The sequence below is a fragment of the Micromonospora sp. DH14 genome, from assembly GCF_029809455.1.
In the GTDB taxonomy this organism is placed as follows: domain Bacteria; phylum Actinomycetota; class Actinomycetes; order Mycobacteriales; family Micromonosporaceae; genus Micromonospora; species Micromonospora parva.
The window spans coordinates 44,255-60,942 of the sequence record NZ_JARVKT010000019.1; the positions used below are offsets into that span (position 1 = coordinate 44,255).

Annotated in this window: 16 protein-coding genes; 15 read left to right on the top strand and 1 reads right to left on the bottom strand. The window is 71.3% G+C overall.

Annotated features, from left to right (window positions below):
• Positions 1-36: 36 nt before the first annotated feature.
• Entirely contained in the window at positions 37-594 is a 558-nt protein-coding gene (gene efp, locus QCZ28_RS22805) for an elongation factor P (protein WP_007458344.1), read from the top strand.
• A gap of 23 nt (positions 595-617) precedes the next feature.
• Positions 618-1,028, top strand: a complete 411-nt coding sequence (gene nusB, locus QCZ28_RS22810; protein WP_279518609.1) for a transcription antitermination factor NusB — start codon at positions 618-620, stop codon at positions 1,026-1,028.
• 75 nt (positions 1,029-1,103) lie between these two features.
• Here the strand turns inward: nusB and QCZ28_RS22815 are convergent, their stop codons facing one another.
• Complete coding sequence (locus QCZ28_RS22815) at positions 1,104-1,592, bottom strand: transcriptional regulator (protein WP_007458348.1); 489 nt, start codon at positions 1,590-1,592, stop codon at positions 1,104-1,106.
• Positions 1,593-1,880: 288 nt separating this feature from the next.
• Here QCZ28_RS22815 and pyrR point away from each other — a divergent pair, with 288 nt between their 5' ends.
• The 13 genes from pyrR to metK all read left to right on the top strand — a co-directional run bounded on the left by pyrR (position 1,881) and on the right by metK (position 16,648).
• Positions 1,881-2,462, top strand: coding sequence for a bifunctional pyr operon transcriptional regulator/uracil phosphoribosyltransferase PyrR (gene pyrR, locus QCZ28_RS22820; protein WP_279518557.1), 582 nt, complete (start codon positions 1,881-1,883; stop codon positions 2,460-2,462).
• Entirely contained in the window at positions 2,462-3,388 is a 927-nt protein-coding gene (locus QCZ28_RS22825) for an aspartate carbamoyltransferase catalytic subunit (protein ID WP_030335650.1), read from the top strand. The genes pyrR and QCZ28_RS22825 overlap by 1 nt, the downstream gene beginning before the upstream one ends.
• Positions 3,385-4,662 carry a dihydroorotase gene (locus QCZ28_RS22830; RefSeq protein WP_279518558.1) on the top strand — a complete coding sequence of 426 codons (1,278 nt, stop codon included), beginning with the start codon at positions 3,385-3,387 and terminating at the stop codon, positions 4,660-4,662. The genes QCZ28_RS22825 and QCZ28_RS22830 overlap by 4 nt, the downstream gene beginning before the upstream one ends.
• Entirely contained in the window at positions 4,659-5,858 is a 1,200-nt protein-coding gene (carA, locus tag QCZ28_RS22835; protein ID WP_279518559.1) for a glutamine-hydrolyzing carbamoyl-phosphate synthase small subunit, read from the top strand. Before QCZ28_RS22830 ends, carA begins: the two co-directional genes overlap by 4 nt.
• Positions 5,851-9,198, top strand: coding sequence for a carbamoyl-phosphate synthase large subunit (gene carB / locus QCZ28_RS22840; protein ID WP_279518560.1), 3,348 nt, complete (start codon positions 5,851-5,853; stop codon positions 9,196-9,198). Before carA ends, carB begins: the two co-directional genes overlap by 8 nt.
• The gene (locus tag QCZ28_RS22845; protein ID WP_279518561.1) at positions 9,195-10,253 is read left to right on the top strand and encodes a quinone-dependent dihydroorotate dehydrogenase; all 1,059 of its coding nucleotides are present in this window, start codon (positions 9,195-9,197) and stop codon (positions 10,251-10,253) included. Before carB ends, QCZ28_RS22845 begins: the two co-directional genes overlap by 4 nt.
• A 324-nt stretch (positions 10,254-10,577) precedes the next feature.
• Positions 10,578-11,852, top strand: coding sequence for an adenosylmethionine--8-amino-7-oxononanoate transaminase (locus tag QCZ28_RS22850; RefSeq protein ID WP_279518562.1), 1,275 nt, complete (start codon positions 10,578-10,580; stop codon positions 11,850-11,852).
• A 72-nt stretch (positions 11,853-11,924) separates the two neighbouring features.
• The gene (pyrF, locus tag QCZ28_RS22855; protein WP_210861956.1) at positions 11,925-12,761 is read left to right on the top strand and encodes an orotidine-5'-phosphate decarboxylase; all 837 of its coding nucleotides are present in this window, start codon (positions 11,925-11,927) and stop codon (positions 12,759-12,761) included.
• A 178-nt stretch (positions 12,762-12,939) separates the two neighbouring features.
• The gene (mihF, locus tag QCZ28_RS22860; protein WP_030335662.1) at positions 12,940-13,257 is read left to right on the top strand and encodes an integration host factor, actinobacterial type; all 318 of its coding nucleotides are present in this window, start codon (positions 12,940-12,942) and stop codon (positions 13,255-13,257) included.
• A 25-nt stretch (positions 13,258-13,282) separates the two neighbouring features.
• The gene (locus QCZ28_RS22865) at positions 13,283-13,816 is read left to right on the top strand and encodes a guanylate kinase (RefSeq protein WP_279518563.1); all 534 of its coding nucleotides are present in this window, start codon (positions 13,283-13,285) and stop codon (positions 13,814-13,816) included.
• 64 nt (positions 13,817-13,880) lie between these two features.
• A complete protein-coding gene (gene rpoZ / locus QCZ28_RS22870) occupies positions 13,881-14,144 on the top strand; it encodes a DNA-directed RNA polymerase subunit omega (protein WP_030335666.1) in 264 nt (87 codons plus the stop codon).
• Between the two features lie 14 nt (positions 14,145-14,158).
• Positions 14,159-15,367: a bifunctional phosphopantothenoylcysteine decarboxylase/phosphopantothenate--cysteine ligase CoaBC gene (gene coaBC / locus QCZ28_RS22875; protein WP_279518564.1), complete on the top strand. Its 1,209-nt coding sequence runs from the start codon at positions 14,159-14,161 to the stop codon at positions 15,365-15,367.
• 87 nt (positions 15,368-15,454) lie between these two features.
• Positions 15,455-16,648, top strand: a complete 1,194-nt coding sequence (gene metK, locus QCZ28_RS22880; RefSeq protein ID WP_030335671.1) for a methionine adenosyltransferase — start codon at positions 15,455-15,457, stop codon at positions 16,646-16,648.
• Positions 16,649-16,688 lie beyond the last annotated feature (40 nt).

The following is a 16,688-nucleotide window of genomic DNA, read 5'->3' on the forward strand; positions in this document are numbered from 1 at the left end:
TCTGGTCTGTCCGCCAATTGATGATCAAGGCAGGAAATGGCCTCCACCAACGACCTCAAAAACGGCCTGGTACTCAACCTGGATGGCGAGCTGTGGGCCGTCGTCGAGTTCCAGCACGTCAAGCCCGGTAAGGGTGGTGCCTTCGTGCGCACCACGCTGAAGAACGTGCTGTCCGGGAAGGTGGTCGACAAGACCTTCAACGCGGGCACCAAGGTCGAGACCGCGACCGTTGACAAGCGCACGATGCAGTACCTGTACGCCGACGGCGAGGACTTCGTCTTCATGGATCTGGAGACCTTCGACCAGATCACCGTGCCCGGTGGCACCGTCGGTGAGGCAGCCAACTACCTGCTTCCCGAGGCGGAGGCGACCGTCGCCCAGCACGAGGGTGTGCCGCTCTACATCGAGCTGCCCACCAGCGTCGTGCTGGAGGTCACCTACACCGAGCCGGGCCTGCAGGGCGACCGTTCGACCGGCGGCACCAAGCCGGCGACCGTGGAGACCGGCGCCACCGTGCCGGTTCCGCTGTTCATCACCACCGGCGAGAAGATCAAGGTCGACACCCGCGACGGCCGTTACCTCGGCCGCGCCTGATGGCTGAGGGTGCCAAGCAGCAGATGCCGGCGCGCCGCAAGGCGCGCAAGCGGGCGCTGGATGTCCTCTACGAGGCCGACCTTCGGGACAAGCCTCCGGTGGAGGTGCTCGCCGGCTACGTGCAGCGGATCGAGCAGCCCCGGCCGGAGCACCTCGGCTACGCCGTCAGCCTGGTCGAGGGTGTCGCCGAGCACCTCGACCGGATCGACGAGCTGATCGCCAGCTACGCCGAGGGTTGGACGCTGGAACGGATGCCGGTCGTCGACCGCAATCTGGCCCGGATCGCCGTCTACGAGTTGCTCTACGTCGACGAGATCGACGACGCGGTGGCGATCAGCGAGGCCGTGGAACTGGCCCGGCAGATGTCGACGGACGATTCGCCGCGCTTCCTCAACGGGGTGCTCGGCCGGATCGCCGAGTACGCCACCCGCTGAGCGTCGCGCCGACGAACGCGGCAACACGAAGGGGCCCGTGCCGGATGGCACGGGCCCCTTCGGTGCAGCGGTGGATCAGGAGGCGAAGAACGCCCGAGGGTCGGCCACCAGCACGCCGTGCTCGGTGAGCCGCTCGATCAGACCCGACGGTGAGGCGTCGTAGACGATCGCGAGGGCCCGCAGGTCGTCGGCGCGGATGGAGAGCACCCGGCCGTTGTAGTCGCCGCGCTGCTGCTGGATGGCGCGGGCGTAGCGGGCCACGTAGGCCAGGTCCTCGGAGGCCTCGTCGTAGAGCCGCTCCAGGTCCAGGACAATCTTGCTGGTGGGCTCGTGACGGACGCCACTGCCGTCAGGCAGCAGCTCCGAGACGGGTACGCGGTAGAACTCGGCCAGCTCGGCCAGACGGGACACCGTCACGGCCCGGTCGCCACGCTCGTACGAGCCGACCACCACGGCCTTCCACCGCCCGTTCGACTTCTCCTCCACACCCTGCAGGGAGAGACCCTGCTGCTGGCGGATGGAGCGCAGGCGGGCGCCCAGAGACTTGGCGTATTCAGAGGGCATTCGGACACTCCCAGTGCTGCTCGGGGTTCTCCCGTCGATCGCTACGGAGCGTGACGGTACGGGGAATGCGACACGTGGTCAAGTGGTCGTGACCCTACCGTTGGGGAGCGTCCGGGAAGTTATCCCCTTTTCCGACGCCTGACCCGGTGGTCAGCAGCCGCCGTCCATCGGCCCGGTGACCACTGGTAACGTGGCGGAAGCCCCGGCCCAGGTCTGCTCAGCGGTCCGGCCGGAGGTGCCCGACATCCTTTAACGACCCGTCCCGTGAGGCGGGGAAGGAGGTCCGCCGTGGCATACCCACCGGCTGCCCGCTCGTCACCACCGCGACAACCCTCGGTGAAGGTGATCCTCGCCAGCGCCGACGTGCAACGCGTGGTCGACCGCATCGCCCACCAGATCCTGGAGAAGACCCAGGGCGCCGCGAACACGGTGCTGCTGGGGATCCCCACCCGGGGCACCCCGCTCGCCCGACGCCTCGCCGACCGGATCAGCACCTTCGAGGACGTCGTCGTCCCGGTGGGTGTGCTCGACATCACCCTGTACCGCGACGACCTCCGTCGGCACGCCACCCGCGCGGTGGGCCCGACCGAGCTGCCCTCCGGCGGGATCGACGGCAAACGGGTCATCCTCGTCGACGACGTGCTCTTCTCCGGCCGCACCGTCCGGGCCGCGCTCGACGCGCTCAACGACGTGGGCCGCCCGGCGTCGGTGCAACTGGCCGTCCTGGTCGACCGGGGTCACCGGGAGTTGCCGATCCGCGCCGACTACGTCGGCAAGAACATCCCGACCTCGCTCGCGGAGAGCGTGAAGGTGACGCTCGCCGAGATCGACGGGACGGACGAGGTCAAGCTGTACGGAGGAGCAAACTGATGATCAAGCATTTGCTCTCCGGCGGGGACCTGGACGCCGACACCGCCACCGAGATCCTGGACACCGCCGCCGAGATGGCCACCGTCGCCGGCCGGGAGATCAAGAAGCTTCCGGCGCTGCGCGGGCGGACCGTGGTGAACCTCTTCTACGAGGACTCCACGCGGACCCGGATCTCCTTCGAGGCGGCGGCGAAGCGACTCAGCGCCGACGTGATCAACTTTTCCGCGAAGGGGTCCAGCGTCACCAAGGGCGAGAGCCTGAAGGACACCGCGTTGACCCTGCAGGCCATGGGCGCGGACGCCGTCGTCGTCCGACACCCCGCCTCCGGCGCGCCGCACCGGCTGGCCAACTGGGTGGACGGGTCGGTGGTCAACGCCGGCGACGGCACCCACGAGCACCCCACCCAGGCGCTGCTGGACGCGTACACCATGCGGGCCCGGCTGGGTCGGCTCGCCGGCCTGTCGGTGGCGGTGGTCGGGGACGTGCTGCACTCCCGGGTCGCCCGCTCCAACGTGCTGCTGCTCTCCACCCTCGGCGCCAAGGTCACCCTGGTCGGCCCGCCGACCCTCATCCCGGTCGACATCGCGGGCGCGCTCGCCCCCGGCACCGACGTCTCCTACGACCTCGACTCCGTCCTGCCCAACGTGGACGTGGTGATGATGCTGCGGGTGCAGCGGGAGCGGATGAACGACTCCTACTTCCCCTCCGCCCGCGAGTACGCCCGCCGCTACGGGCTGGACGGGCCGCGGATGCGCCGGCTGCCCGAGCACGCGATCGTCATGCACCCCGGCCCGATGAACCGGGGGATGGAGATCACCCCCGAGGTCGCCGACTCGCCCCGCTCCACCATCGTCGAACAGGTCACCAACGGGGTCTCCGTGCGGATGGCTGTCCTTTACCTGCTGCTCGGAGGGAACAACCGGTGACCGCGTACCTGATCACCAGCGTGAGCGTCGTCGGCGCCGCGCCGACCGACCTGCTGATCCGCGACCGCGTGGTCGCCGAAGTCGGTCCCGGCCTGACCGCGCCGGACGCCACCGTCATCGACGGCACCGGCCTGGTCGCCCTGCCCGGTCTGGTCGACCTGCACACCCACCTGCGCGAGCCCGGCCGGGAGGACGCCGAGACCGTCGAGTCCGGTTCCCGGGCGGCGGCGCTGGGCGGCTACACGGCCGTCTGCGCGATGGCCAACACCTCCCCGGTGGCGGACACCGCCGGTGTGGTCGAGCAGGTCTGGCGGCTCGGCCGGGAAGCCAACCTGGTCGACGTGCAGCCGATCGGCGCGGTCACCGTCGGGCTGGCCGGCGAACGGCTGGCCGAGCTGGGTGCGATGGCCGACTCGGCGGCCCGGGTGCGGATCTTCTCCGACGACGGGCACTGCGTCGCCGACCCGAAGTTGATGCGCCGCGCGCTGGAGTACGTCAAGGCGTTCGACGGGATCATCGCCCAGCACGCCGAGGAGCCCCGGCTCACCGAGGGCGCCCAGATGCACGAGGGTGAGGTCTCCACCCGGCTCGGCCTGATCGGCTGGCCGGCGGTCGCCGAGGAGGCGATCATCGCCCGGGACGTGCTGCTCGCCGAGCACGTGGGCAGCCGACTGCACGTCTGCCACGTCTCCACGGCCGGCAGCGTCGAGGTGCTGCGCCAGGCGAAGGCACGGGGGGTACGGGTGACCGCCGAGGTGACCCCGCACCACCTGCTGCTCACCGACGTCAAGGCCGAGACCTACGACCCGGTCTTCAAGGTCAACCCGCCGTTGCGGACGGCCGCCGACGTCACCGCGCTGCGCGCCGCCCTCGCCGACGGGGTGATCGACGTGATCGCCACCGACCACGCCCCGCACGCGGTGGAGGACAAGGAGTGCGAGTGGGCGTACGCCCGGCCGGGCATGCTTGGTCTGGAGACGGCCCTCTCCATCGCGCTGGACGTGCTCGGTCCCCAGTGGGACCTGATCGCCGAGCGGATGTCGCGCACCCCCGCACGGATCGCCGGCCTCACCGGGCACGGCGTCGACCCCGCGCCGGGTGTGCCGGCGAACCTGACAGTGATCGACCCGGCTGCCCGCCGCACCATCGAGCCGGCGGAGTTGGCCAGTCGCAGCCGCAACACCCCGTACGCCCGCATGACGCTGCCAGGTCGCATCGTGGCGACCTTCCTGCGTGGCGAGCCGACGGTCCTGGACGGAAAGGCAACCAAGTGACGCGCAGACGTTCCGCGATCCTCGTACTGGAGGACGGGCGCACGTTCCCCGGTGAGGCGTACGGGAGTGTCGGGGAGACCTTCGGCGAGGCGGTCTTCAACACCGGCATGACCGGTTACCAGGAGACGCTGACCGACCCGTCGTACCACCGTCAGGTGGTGGTGCAGACCGCGCCGCACATCGGCAACACCGGCGTCAACGGCGAGGACGACGAGTCCGGCCGGATCTGGGTGGCCGGCTACGTGGTGCGCGACCCGGCCCGGATCGGCTCGAACTGGCGCGCCACCGGCTCGCTGGAGGACCGCCTCGCCACCGAGGGTGTGGTCGGCATCAGCGGGGTGGACACCCGGGCCCTGACCCGGCACCTGCGCGAGCGCGGCGCCATGCGGGTGGGCATCTCCAGCGTCGAGACCGACCCGCAGCGCCTGCTGACCCGGGTCCGCCAGGCCCCGCAGATGCTCGGCGCGGACCTGTCCGCCGAGGTGAGCACCGCCGAGCCGTACGTCGTCGAGGCGATCGGCGAGCACCGGTTCACGGTGGCCGCGCTGGACCTGGGCATCAAGCGCAACGTGCCGCGGCGGCTGGCCACCCGCGGGGTGACCACCCACGTGCTGCCGGCGTCGTCGACCATCGACGAGATGCTCGCCACCGGCGCTGACGCGATCTTCCTGTCGCCGGGCCCGGGCGACCCGGCCACCGCCGACGCGCCGGTGGCGCTGGCCCGGGAGGCGCTGCGGCGGGAGGTGCCGCTGTTCGGCATCTGCTTCGGCAGCCAGATCCTCGGTCGGGCGCTCGGCTTCGGCACCTACAAGCTGGGCTACGGCCACCGGGGGATCAACCAGCCGGTGCTCGACCGGGTCACCGGCAAGGTCGAGGTGACCAGCCACAACCACGGCTTCGCGGTCGACGTGTCGAGCCGCGAACAGCGGCTCGGCGCCGTCCAGGTGCCGGGTGCCGGTGTCGGCGCTGTCGTCCCCGACCAGGTGATCGACACCGACTTCGGCGGCGTTCAGGTGTCCCACGTCTGCCTCAATGACAACGTGGTCGAGGGGCTGCGGGCGATCGACGTGCCCGCGTTCACCGTCCAGTACCACCCGGAGGCGGCGGCCGGCCCGCACGACGCGGACTACCTCTTCGACCGTTTCGCCGAGCTCATCGAGGGCCGGAACCACAGCAAGGGGCGCAGCAATGCCTAAGCGGACCGATCTCAAGCACATCCTGGTGATCGGCTCCGGGCCGATCGTCATCGGGCAGGCCTGCGAGTTCGACTACTCCGGCACCCAGGCCTGCCGGGTCCTGCGCAGCGAGGGGATCCGGGTCAGCCTGGTCAACTCCAACCCGGCGACGATCATGACGGACCCGGAGTTCGCCGACGCGACGTACGTCGAGCCGATCACCCCGGAGTTCGTGGAACTGGTCATCGCCAAGGAGCGCCCGGACGCGATCCTCGCGACCCTCGGCGGGCAGACCGCGCTGAACACCGCCGTCGCGCTGCACGAGAACGGCGTCCTGGAGAAGTACGGCGTGGAGTTGATCGGCGCGAACATCGACGCCATCAACCGGGGCGAGGACCGCCAGCTCTTCAAGGAGATCGTCGCCAAGGCCGGCGTACGCCTGGGTGTCGAGGACCCGGCGGGCCTGGTGCCCCGCTCCCGGGTCTGCCACTCGATGGACGAGGTCGAGGCGACCGTCGCCGAGCTGGGCCTGCCGGTGGTGATCCGGCCGTCGTTCACCATGGGTGGCCTGGGCTCCGGTATGGCGCACACCCCGGAGGACCTGGCCCGCATCGCCGGTGACGGCCTGGCCGCCAGCCCGGTGCACGAGGTGCTCATCGAGGAGAGCGTGCTCGGCTGGAAGGAGTACGAGCTCGAGCTGATGCGCGACCGGCACGACAACGTGGTGGTGGTCTGCTCGATCGAGAACATCGACCCGATGGGCGTGCACACCGGCGACAGCGTCACGGTGGCCCCGGCCATGACGCTCACCGACCGGGAGTACCAGCGCCTGCGGGACCTGGGCATCGCCGTGCTGCGCGAGGTCGGGGTGGACACCGGCGGCTGCAACATCCAGTTCGCGGTCAACCCGGTCGACGGCCGGATCGTCGTGATCGAGATGAACCCCCGGGTGTCGCGGTCCTCGGCGCTGGCCTCCAAGGCGACCGGTTTCCCGATCGCGAAGATCGCCGCCAAGCTGGCCATCGGCTACACCCTCGACGAGATCCCCAACGACATCACGTTGAAGACCCCGGCGGCCTTCGAGCCGTCGCTGGACTACGTTGTGGTGAAGATCCCCCGGTTCGCGTTCGAGAAGTTCCCCGGCGCGGACCCGGAGCTGACCACCACGATGAAGTCGGTGGGCGAGGCGATGAGCCTCGGGCGTAACTTCACCGAGGCGCTGAACAAGGCGATGCGCTCGATGGAAACCCGATCATCTGGTTTCTGGACCACTCCCGACCCCGACGGCGTCACCCTCGCCGACACCCTGGCCGCGCTGCGGATTCCGCACGACGGCCGGCTGTACACGGTCGAGCGGGCGCTGCGCCTGGGCGCGTCGATCGCCGAGGTGGCCGAGGCGTCCGGCGGGATCGACCCGTGGTTCCTGGACCAGATCGCCGCGCTGATCGAATTGCGCGCCGAGATCGTCGACGCGCCGGTGCTCGACGCCGACCTGTTGCGTCGCGCCAAGCGGGCCGGCCTGTCCGACCGGCAGCTCGCCGCGCTCCGCCCGGAGCTGGCCGCCGAGGACGGTGTCCGGACCCTGCGGCACCGCCTCGACGTGCGCCCGGTCTACAAGACCGTGGACACCTGCGCGGCCGAGTTCGAGGCGACCACGCCGTACCACTACTCGACGTACGACCTGGAGACCGAGGTCGTGCCGTCGGACCGGCCGAAGGTGCTGATCCTGGGCTCCGGCCCGAACCGGATCGGGCAGGGCATCGAGTTCGACTACTCCTGCGTGCACGCGGTTCAGGCGTTGCGGACGGCCGGTTACGAGACCGTGATGGTCAATTGCAACCCGGAGACGGTCTCCACCGACTACGACACCGCCGACCGGCTCTACTTCGAGCCGCTGACCTTCGAGGACGTGCTGGAGGTCTGGCACGCGGAGGACTCGTCCGGCCGGGCGGCCGGCGGGCCGGGGGTGGTCGGGGTGGTCGTGCAGCTCGGCGGGCAGACCCCTCTGGGGCTGGCGCAGCGGCTCAAGAATGCCGGTGTGCCGATCGTCGGCACCTCCCCGGAGTCGATCCACCTGGCCGAGGAGCGGGGCGCGTTCGGCGCGGTGCTGGCCCGTGCCGGGCTGCGCGCGCCGTCGCACGGCATGGCCACCTCGTACGACGAGGCGAAGGCCATCGCCGACGAGATCGGCTACCCGGTACTGGTCCGGCCGTCGTACGTGCTGGGCGGGCGGGGCATGGAGATCGTCTACGACGACCCGACGCTGCGCGACTACATCGGTCGGGCCACCGACATCTCCCCGGACCACCCGGTGCTGGTGGACCGGTTCCTCGACGACGCCATCGAGATCGACGTGGACGCGCTCTGCGACGCCGACGGCGAGGTCTACATCGGCGGGGTGATGGAGCACATCGAGGAGGCCGGCATCCACTCCGGCGACTCGTCCTGCGCGCTGCCGCCGATCACCCTCGCCGGCTCGCACCTCGCGGAGGTGCGCCGCTACACCGAGGCGATCGCCCGGGGCGTCGGCGTGCGCGGCCTGCTCAACGTGCAGTACGCCCTCAAGGACGACGTGCTCTACGTCCTGGAGGCCAACCCGCGCGCGTCGCGGACCGTTCCGTTCGTCTCCAAGGCCACGGCGGTGCCGCTGGCCAAGGCGGCGGCGCGGATCGCGCTCGGGGCGAGCATCGCCGAGCTGCGCGCCGAGGGCCTGCTGCCGGCCACCGGGGACGGGGGCACGATGCCCGCTGACGCCCCGGTCGCGGTGAAGGAGGCGGTGCTGCCGTTCAAGCGCTTCCGGACCCGCGCGGGCAAGGGGATCGACTCGCTGCTCGGCCCGGAGATGAAGTCGACCGGCGAGGTGATGGGCATCGACACCAACTTCGGGCACGCCTTCGCCAAGAGCCAGTCGGCCGCGTACGGGTCGTTGCCGACCGCCGGGAAGATCTTCGTCTCGGTGGCCAACCGCGACAAGCGCGGCATGATCTTCCCGATCAAGCGGCTGGCCGACCTGGGCTTCGAGATCGTCGCCACCGCCGGCACGGCCGAGGTGCTGCGCCGCCACGGCATCGCCTGCGAGCAGATCCGCAAGCACTACCAGGCCGGCGCGGGCGACGACGCGGTGTCGCTGATCGGCGGCGGCCACGTGGCGCTGGTGATCAACACCCCGCAGGGGTCCGGTGCCAGCGCCCGCTCGGACGGCTACGAGATCCGCAGCGCGGCCGTCACCGCGGACATCCCGTGCATCACCACCGTTCCCGGCGCGGCGGCGGCGGTGATGGGCATCGAGGCGCGGATCCGCGGCGACATGCAGGTCCGGCCTCTGCAGGACCTGCACGCCATCCTGCGGGCGGCCCAGTGACAGTGTTCGAGCGGGCGGTACGGCCGTGGTTGTTCCGGCTCGGCGGCGGGGACGCCGAGACGGCGCACGAGTGGACGCTGCGGCGGCTGGCGGCAGTGTCGCGGCGGCCGGCCGCGCTGGCCGCGCTGCGGGCCCGGTACGCGGTCGCCGCGCCGCGCACGGTGTTCGGGGTGCGCTTCCCCAACCCGGTCGGCCTGGCCGCCGGCATGGACAAGGACGGCGCGGCGTTGCCGGCCTGGCCGGCGCTCGGCTTCGGGTTCGTGGAGGTCGGCACGGTCACCGCGCACGCCCAGCCGGGCAACCCCCGGCCCCGGCTGTTCCGGCTGCCGGCCAGCGAGGCGGTGGTCAACCGGATGGGCTTCAACAACGCCGGTGCCGCCGCGCTGGCCGCCCGGCTGGCGGCGCTGCCGCGCCCGCTCGGGGTGCCGCTGGGCATCTCGCTCGGCAAGTCCAAGGTGACCCCGCTCGACGAGGCGGTCGAGGACTACCTCGCCTCGTACCGGGCGCTGCGCGGGCACGGTGACTACTTCGCGGTGAACGTGTCCTCACCGAACACCCCGGGTCTGCGGTCGTTGCAGGACCGCGCCCATCTGGACGCGCTGCTCGGCGCGCTGGTGGGGGAGAAGCCGGTGCTGGTCAAGATCGCACCGGACCTGACCGAGGCGGCGATCGCCGAGCTGCTGGAGGTCTGCCTGGCCCGGGGCGCCGCCGGGGTGATCGCCACCAACACCACCCTGTCGCGCGACGGGCTCGCCGGCGTCGACGTCGAGCGCGGTGCGCAGGCCGGTGGTCTCTCCGGTCGGCCGCTCACCGGGCGGGCCCGCGACGTGGTCGCCTTCGTGCACGCCGAGACCGGCGGCCGGCTGCCGATCATCGGCGTCGGTGGTGTGCTGGACCCGGACGACGCGGCCCGGATGTTCGATGCCGGCGCCGCCCTGGTGCAGCTCTACACCGGCTTCATCTACCGGGGCCCGGCCCTGGTGCGGGCCGCCGTCCGCGCGACCGCCGGGTCCGCGCCCCCGTCGACGGCACCGGACCCCGTCGCGGGCCGGTGACCGTAGCCAGCCTGGTGCTGACCCGGCGCAACCGGGGTGCAGAGCCCGCTCCGCGCCAGGGGCCCCTCGCCGGTTGTTGCCCCTTTGCTCTGCACCCGTGGACGCACCACCAGGAGCGCGGCGCCCGACCAGCGGGTGTCGCCTCCGCGGGTGCAGAGCAAAGGCGAACCACGTGCAAGGTGAGGGCGGGTCGGGCGACCGTGGCGGGCCAGACCGCGGCGCAGGGCCGCAGGGCCGTGGCGGGCCAGGCGACGGCGGCTGGGCGGTTCGGCCCGGCCGCAGGACGTCCGCCGTCCGGACCGTTCGAGGCACAGAGGAGTACGCGTGACACCTGAGGAGATCCTGGCCGCCGATCGGGCCCACGTCTGGCACCCGTATGCCGCGCTGCCGCCGGCGACCTCGCCGTATCTCGTGCGCAGCGCCGAAGGGGTACGGCTCACCCTGGCCGACGGGCGGGAGCTGGTGGACGGGATGTCGTCCTGGTGGGCGGCGATCCACGGGTACCGGCACCCGGTGCTGGACGCGGCGGTGACCGACCAGCTCGGCCGGATGAGCCACGTGATGTTCGGCGGGCTCACCCACGAGCCGGCGGTGCGGCTCGCCCAAACGCTCGTCGAACTGACCCCGGACGGCCTGGAGCACGTGTTCCTGGCCGACTCCGGCTCGGTCAGCGTCGAGGTGGCGGTGAAGATGTGCCTGCAGTACCAACGGGCTGTCGGCCGGCCCCAGCGACGCCGGCTGGCCACCTGGCGGGGTGGTTACCACGGCGACACCTTCCACCCGATGAGCGTCTGCGACCCGGAGGGCGGGATGCACCACCTGTGGGGCGACGTGCTGCCCCGGCAGGTGTTCGCCCCGGTGCCGCCGGGCGGCTTCACCGATCCGCCCGACGACGCGTACGTGGCGGCGTTGGTGGAGACCGTCGAACGGCACGCCGACGAGTTGGCCGCCGTGATCGTCGAGCCCGTAGTGCAGGGCGCCGGCGGAATGCGTTTCCACCATCCGGGCTACCTGCGGGTGCTGCGTGAGGTGACCCGTGCGCACGGCATTTTGCTGATCTTCGACGAGATCGCCACCGGCTTCGGCCGGACCGGTGAGATGTTCGCCGCCGGGCACGCCGGTGTGACGCCGGACGTGCTGTGCGTGGGCAAGGCGTTGACGGGCGGGTACCTGACCCTCGCGGCGACGGTGTGCACCCCGGAGGTCGCCCGGGGCATCTCGGCTACCGGCGTGCTGGCGCACGGGCCCACGTTCATGGGCAACCCCCTGGCCTGCGCGGTGGCGAACGCCTCCATCGGGCTGCTGCGGGCCGGAGACTGGGCCGGCCAGGTCGCCAGGATCGGCGCCGGCCTGCGCGCCGGCCTGGAGCCGCTGCGGGGCACGCCGGGCGTGGCCGACGTACGGGTGCTCGGCGCGATCGGCGTGGTCCAGCTCGATCACGAGGTCGACCTCGGCGCGGCCACCGCCGCCGCCGTCGCCCAGGGGGTGTGGCTGCGTCCGTTCCGCGACCTGATCTACACGATGCCGCCGTACGTCACCGACGACGTCGACCTGGCCCGGATCGCGACCGGCGTCGCGGCGGCGGTGGCGGCCGGCTGAGTCGGCCCGGTGACCGGGTCGACGGTTACCCGGGCGGGGCAGCCGTCCGGACGAGAAGAGGGGAACACTCCCATGGAGAGCTTCGGAACCCGGCTGCACCGGGCGATCACCGAACGGGGCCCACTCTGTGTGGGCATCGACCCGCATCCCGGTCTGCTGGCCCAGTGGGGCCTTCCGGACGACGTGCACGGTCTCGACCGGTTCAGCCGAACCGTCGTCGAAGCGCTCGGTGACCGGGTTGCGGTGGTCAAGCCTCAGTCGGCCTTTTTCGAGCGATTCGGGTCCCGAGGTGTGGCGATTCTTGAGTCAACTATCCGACAGTTACGAGATGCCGGCTCGCTCGTTCTGCTCGACGTCAAGCGGGGCGACATCGGCTCGACGGTGAGCGCGTACGCCGCCGCGTACCTAGATCCATCCAGTCCTGTCTATGTTGACGCGGTCACCGCGAGTCCCTACCTCGGGGTCGGCTCGCTGGCGCCGATGTTCGAGTTGGCCGCCGAGCACGGCGGCGGGGTGTTCGTGCTGGCCCTCACCTCCAACCCCGAGGGCGCGGCCGTGCAGCGGGCCGTCACCGCCGACGGCCGGACCGTGGCGCAGACCGTGATTGACGAGATTTCCCAGCTCAACAGGGGTGCGTCCCCGCTCGGGAGCTTCGGACTGGTGGTCGGCGCGACCATCGGTGACACCGGTCACGACCTGTCCGGAGTGGGCGGCCCACTGCTCGCTCCGGGGCTCGGCGCGCAGGGTGCCGGCGCAGCCGATCTGCGTACCGTCTTCGGTTCCAGCCTCGCCTCGGTGCTCCCGTCGTACTCCCGGGAAGTGCTCTCGGCGGGCCCCGACGTGGGCGCGCTGCGGGCCGCCGCGGACCGCGTTCTGGTCGACTGCCGGGCCGTTCTGCCTGCCCGGTGACTGACTGACGGGTCGGTCACTCTACGGTGATCATGCGGCCCCCACGTTGCCGAAAGCTCCGTTGGCCGCTAGTTTTCCCCGCGCTGGGAACCATGGACCCCTTGGTTCACAGCGACACCACGTTTCACAGATGCGGCGGTGCGCCCCGCCCGCCGCGATAGGGACCTGAGGAGAACTGGTGCCGCTCCCGTCACTGACCCCCGAACAACGCGCTGCCGCGCTCGAGAAGGCCGCGGAGATCCGCAAGGCCCGTGCTCAGCTGAAGGAGCAGCTCAAGCAGGGCAAGACCACTCTCGGTGCCGTCCTCGAGCGGGCCGAGAGCGACGACGTCGTCGGCAAGCTCAAGGTGTCGGCCGTCCTGCAGGCCATGCCGGGCATCGGCAAGATCCGGGCTACCCAGATCATGGAGAAGCTCAAGATCGCCGACAGCCGTCGCCTGCGTGGCCTCGGCGAGCAGCAGCGCAAGGCACTGCTTGGAGAGTTCGCCGCCAACTGAACCTGGCAGCGTGTAGAAACAAGCAGTGAGCACGGATGACGAGGCGCGCCCGGCGGCTCGGCTCACTGTCCTGGCTGGACCTTCGGGATCCGGCAGGGAGAGTGTCGTCGAGCTCGTCCGGGCGCGTTCTCCGTCCGTGTGGATCCCGGTCGCGGCAACCACCAGGCCGCGCCGGGAATCGGAGATCGACGGGGTGGACCGCGTCTTCCTCGCCCCCGCCGAGTTCGATCGCCGGATCGCCGACGGTGAGCTGCTGGAATGGTCCCGGATCGGTTCCTACCGCCGGGGCACCCCGTACCCGCCGCTGCGCGCCCGGCTCGACGCCGGGCAGCCGGTGCTGCTCCCGCTCGACCTGCGCGGCACCCCACTGGTCCGCGCGCGCCTGCCCGATGCCCGGCTGGTGCTGCTGAGCCCACCCGGGTACGCCCCGGACGCCACGGTGGCCGCCACCGTCGAGCACACGCTGACCCACGACCACACCGAACGGGTGGTTGAAGAGCTGGTAGGCTTACTCGGTTCTTCTTATCCGGATCCGGCCTGGTCGCGCGTGCGCGGCTGACGGCCGGCCACCGTTGAGACTCAGCACCGCGTCCGCGCGGCTCGAAAGACGCAGAGGTTAATTCGTGGGATCCATCGCCAACCCCGAAGGCATCACCAACCCGCCGATCGACGAGCTCCTCGAGAAGACGACGTCGAAGTACGCGCTGGTCATCTTCGCCGCCAAGCGCGCGCGCCAGGTCAACGCCTACTACAGCCAGCTCGGTGAGGGTCTGCTGGAGTACGTCGGTCCGCTCGTCGAGACCACCCCGCAGGAGAAGCCCCTCTCGATCGCCATGCGCGAGATCAACTCGGGCCTGCTCACCGCCGAGCCGACCGACCAGCCGTAAGCCCCCGCTGGCCGATGTCCGCCTCGATCGTCCTCGGGGTCGGTGGCGGCATCGCCGCCTACAAGGCGTGTGAGCTGCTGCGACTCTTCACCGAATCCGGTCACCGGGTTCGGGTCGTGCCCACCGCGTCGGCGCTCCGGTTCGTGGGAGCGCCGACCTGGGCCGCGCTCTCCGGTCAACCCGTCGCCGACGACGTCTGGACCGACGTCCACGAGGTGCCGCACGTCCGGCTCGGTAAGCAGGCCGACCTGGTGGTGGTCGCGCCGACCACCACCGACCTGCTCGCCAAGGCCGCGCACGGCCTCGCCGACGACCTGCTCACCAACACCCTGCTGACCGCCCGCTGCCCGGTCCTGCTGGCCCCGGCCATGCACACCGAGATGTGGGAGCACCCCGCCACCGTGGCCAACGTCGCCACGCTGCGCTCCCGGGGGGTGCGGGTCATCGAACCCGCCGTCGGCCGGCTCACCGGCGCCGACACCGGCAAGGGTCGGCTGCCCGACCCGGCGGAGATCTTCGCCGTCGCCGTCCGGCTCCTGGCCCGTGGTGACGCGGCCCCCGCCGACCTGGCCGGTCGCCGGGTGGTCGTCACCGCCGGTGGCACCCGCGAGCCCCTGGACCCGGTCCGCTTCCTGGGCAACCGCTCGTCGGGCAAGCAGGGGTACGCGTTCGCCCGCGCGGCGGTCGCCCGGGGTGCCCGGGTCACCGTGGTCGCGGCGAACGTCGACCTCGCCGACCCGGCCGGCGTCGACCTGATCCGGGTGGGCACCACCGCCGAGCTGCGGGAGGCGACGGTCAAGGCCGCCGTCGACGCCGACGCGGTGGTCATGGCGGCGGCTCCGGCCGATTTCCGGCCCGCGACGTACGCGCCTGGCAAAATCAAGAAGTCGGACGACGGTGTCGCGCCCACCATCGAGCTCGTCACGAATCCGGACATCGCGGCGGAGCTCGGCCAGCGCAAACGACCGGAGCAGGTGCTGGTGGTGTTCGCCGCCGAGACCGGCGACGCCGAGGCCAACGGCCGGGCGAAACTCGCCCGGAAGCGGGCCGACCTGATCGTGATCAATGAGGTCGGTCCGGACCTGGTCTTCGGCGCCGACACCAACACGGTGACGGTCATCGGCGCGGACGGCTCGGTCAGCCGCCGGCCCGAGCAGGCCAAGGAGGCAGTGGCCGACGCCGTGTGGGATCTCGTCGTGGCGCGGCTGCCCGGCCGCTCCTGACGGGTGGAACAGGACGCGACCGATCCCGACACCGGCCGCAGTGGTGATTAGACTGCCGCGGAACGACCTCACACGCTTAGGAGTGCCGTGACACGCCGTCTCTTCACGTCCGAATCGGTCACGGAAGGCCACCCGGACAAGATCGCTGACCAGATCAGCGATGGCATCCTCGACGCGCTGCTGACCGAGGACCCCCACAGCCGCGTGGCGGTGGAGACCATGATCACCACCGGTCAGGTGCACATCGCCGGTGAGGTGACCACCAAGGCGTACGCCGACATCCCGACGATCGTCCGCCGGACCATCCTCGACATCGGCTACGACTCGTCGAAGAAGGGCTTCGACGGCGCCTCCTGCGGCGTCAGCGTCTCCATCGGCGCGCAGTCCGAGGACATCGCGCAGGGCGTGGACAACGCCTTCGAGCTGCGGACCGGGGCGTCGGAGAGTGCGCTGGACGCGCAGGGCGCCGGCGACCAGGGCATGATGTTCGGCTTCGCCTGCTCGGAGACGCCCGAGCTGATGCCGCTGCCGATCGCGCTCGCCCACCGGCTGGCCCGTCGCCTCTCGGCGGTGCGCAAGGACGGCACGATCCCGTACCTGCGGCCGGACGGCAAGACCCAGGTCACCATCGAGTACGAGGGGCTGCGCCCGGTCCGGCTGAACACCGTTGTCGTGTCCAGCCAGCACGCCGCCGACATCTCGTTGGACTCGCTGCTCACCCCCGACGTTCGCGACCACGTGATCGCCCCGGAGCTGGAGAGCCTCGGTCTGGACACCGACGGCTACCGGCTGCTGGTCAACCCGACCGGCCGGTTCGAGATCGGCGGCCCGATGGGTGACGCCGGGCTGACCGGGCGCAAGATCATCGTCGACACCTACGGCGGGTACGCCCGCCACGGTGGTGGCGCGTTCTCCGGCAAGGACCCGTCCAAGGTGGACCGGTCGGCCGCGTACGCGATGCGCTGGGTGGCCAAGAACGTGGTCGCCGCCGGTCTGGCCGAGCGGTGCGAGGCGCAGGTCGCCTACGCCATCGGCAAGGCGCACCCGGTGAGCCTCTTCATCGAGACGTTCGGCACCGAGACCGTGCCCGTCGCCTCGATCGAGAAGGCCGTCGGCGAGGTGTTCGACCTGCGTCCGGCCGCGATCATCCGGGACCTCAACCTGCTCCGCCCGATCTACCAGCAGACCGCCGCGTACGGCCACTTCGGCCGGGAGTTGCCGGACCTGACCTGGGAGAGCACCGACCGGGCCGCCGACCTCAAGTCGGCCGCGGGAGCCTGACCACCACCAAGCGCAGCGACCGGCGACCCGCGGATGGGTC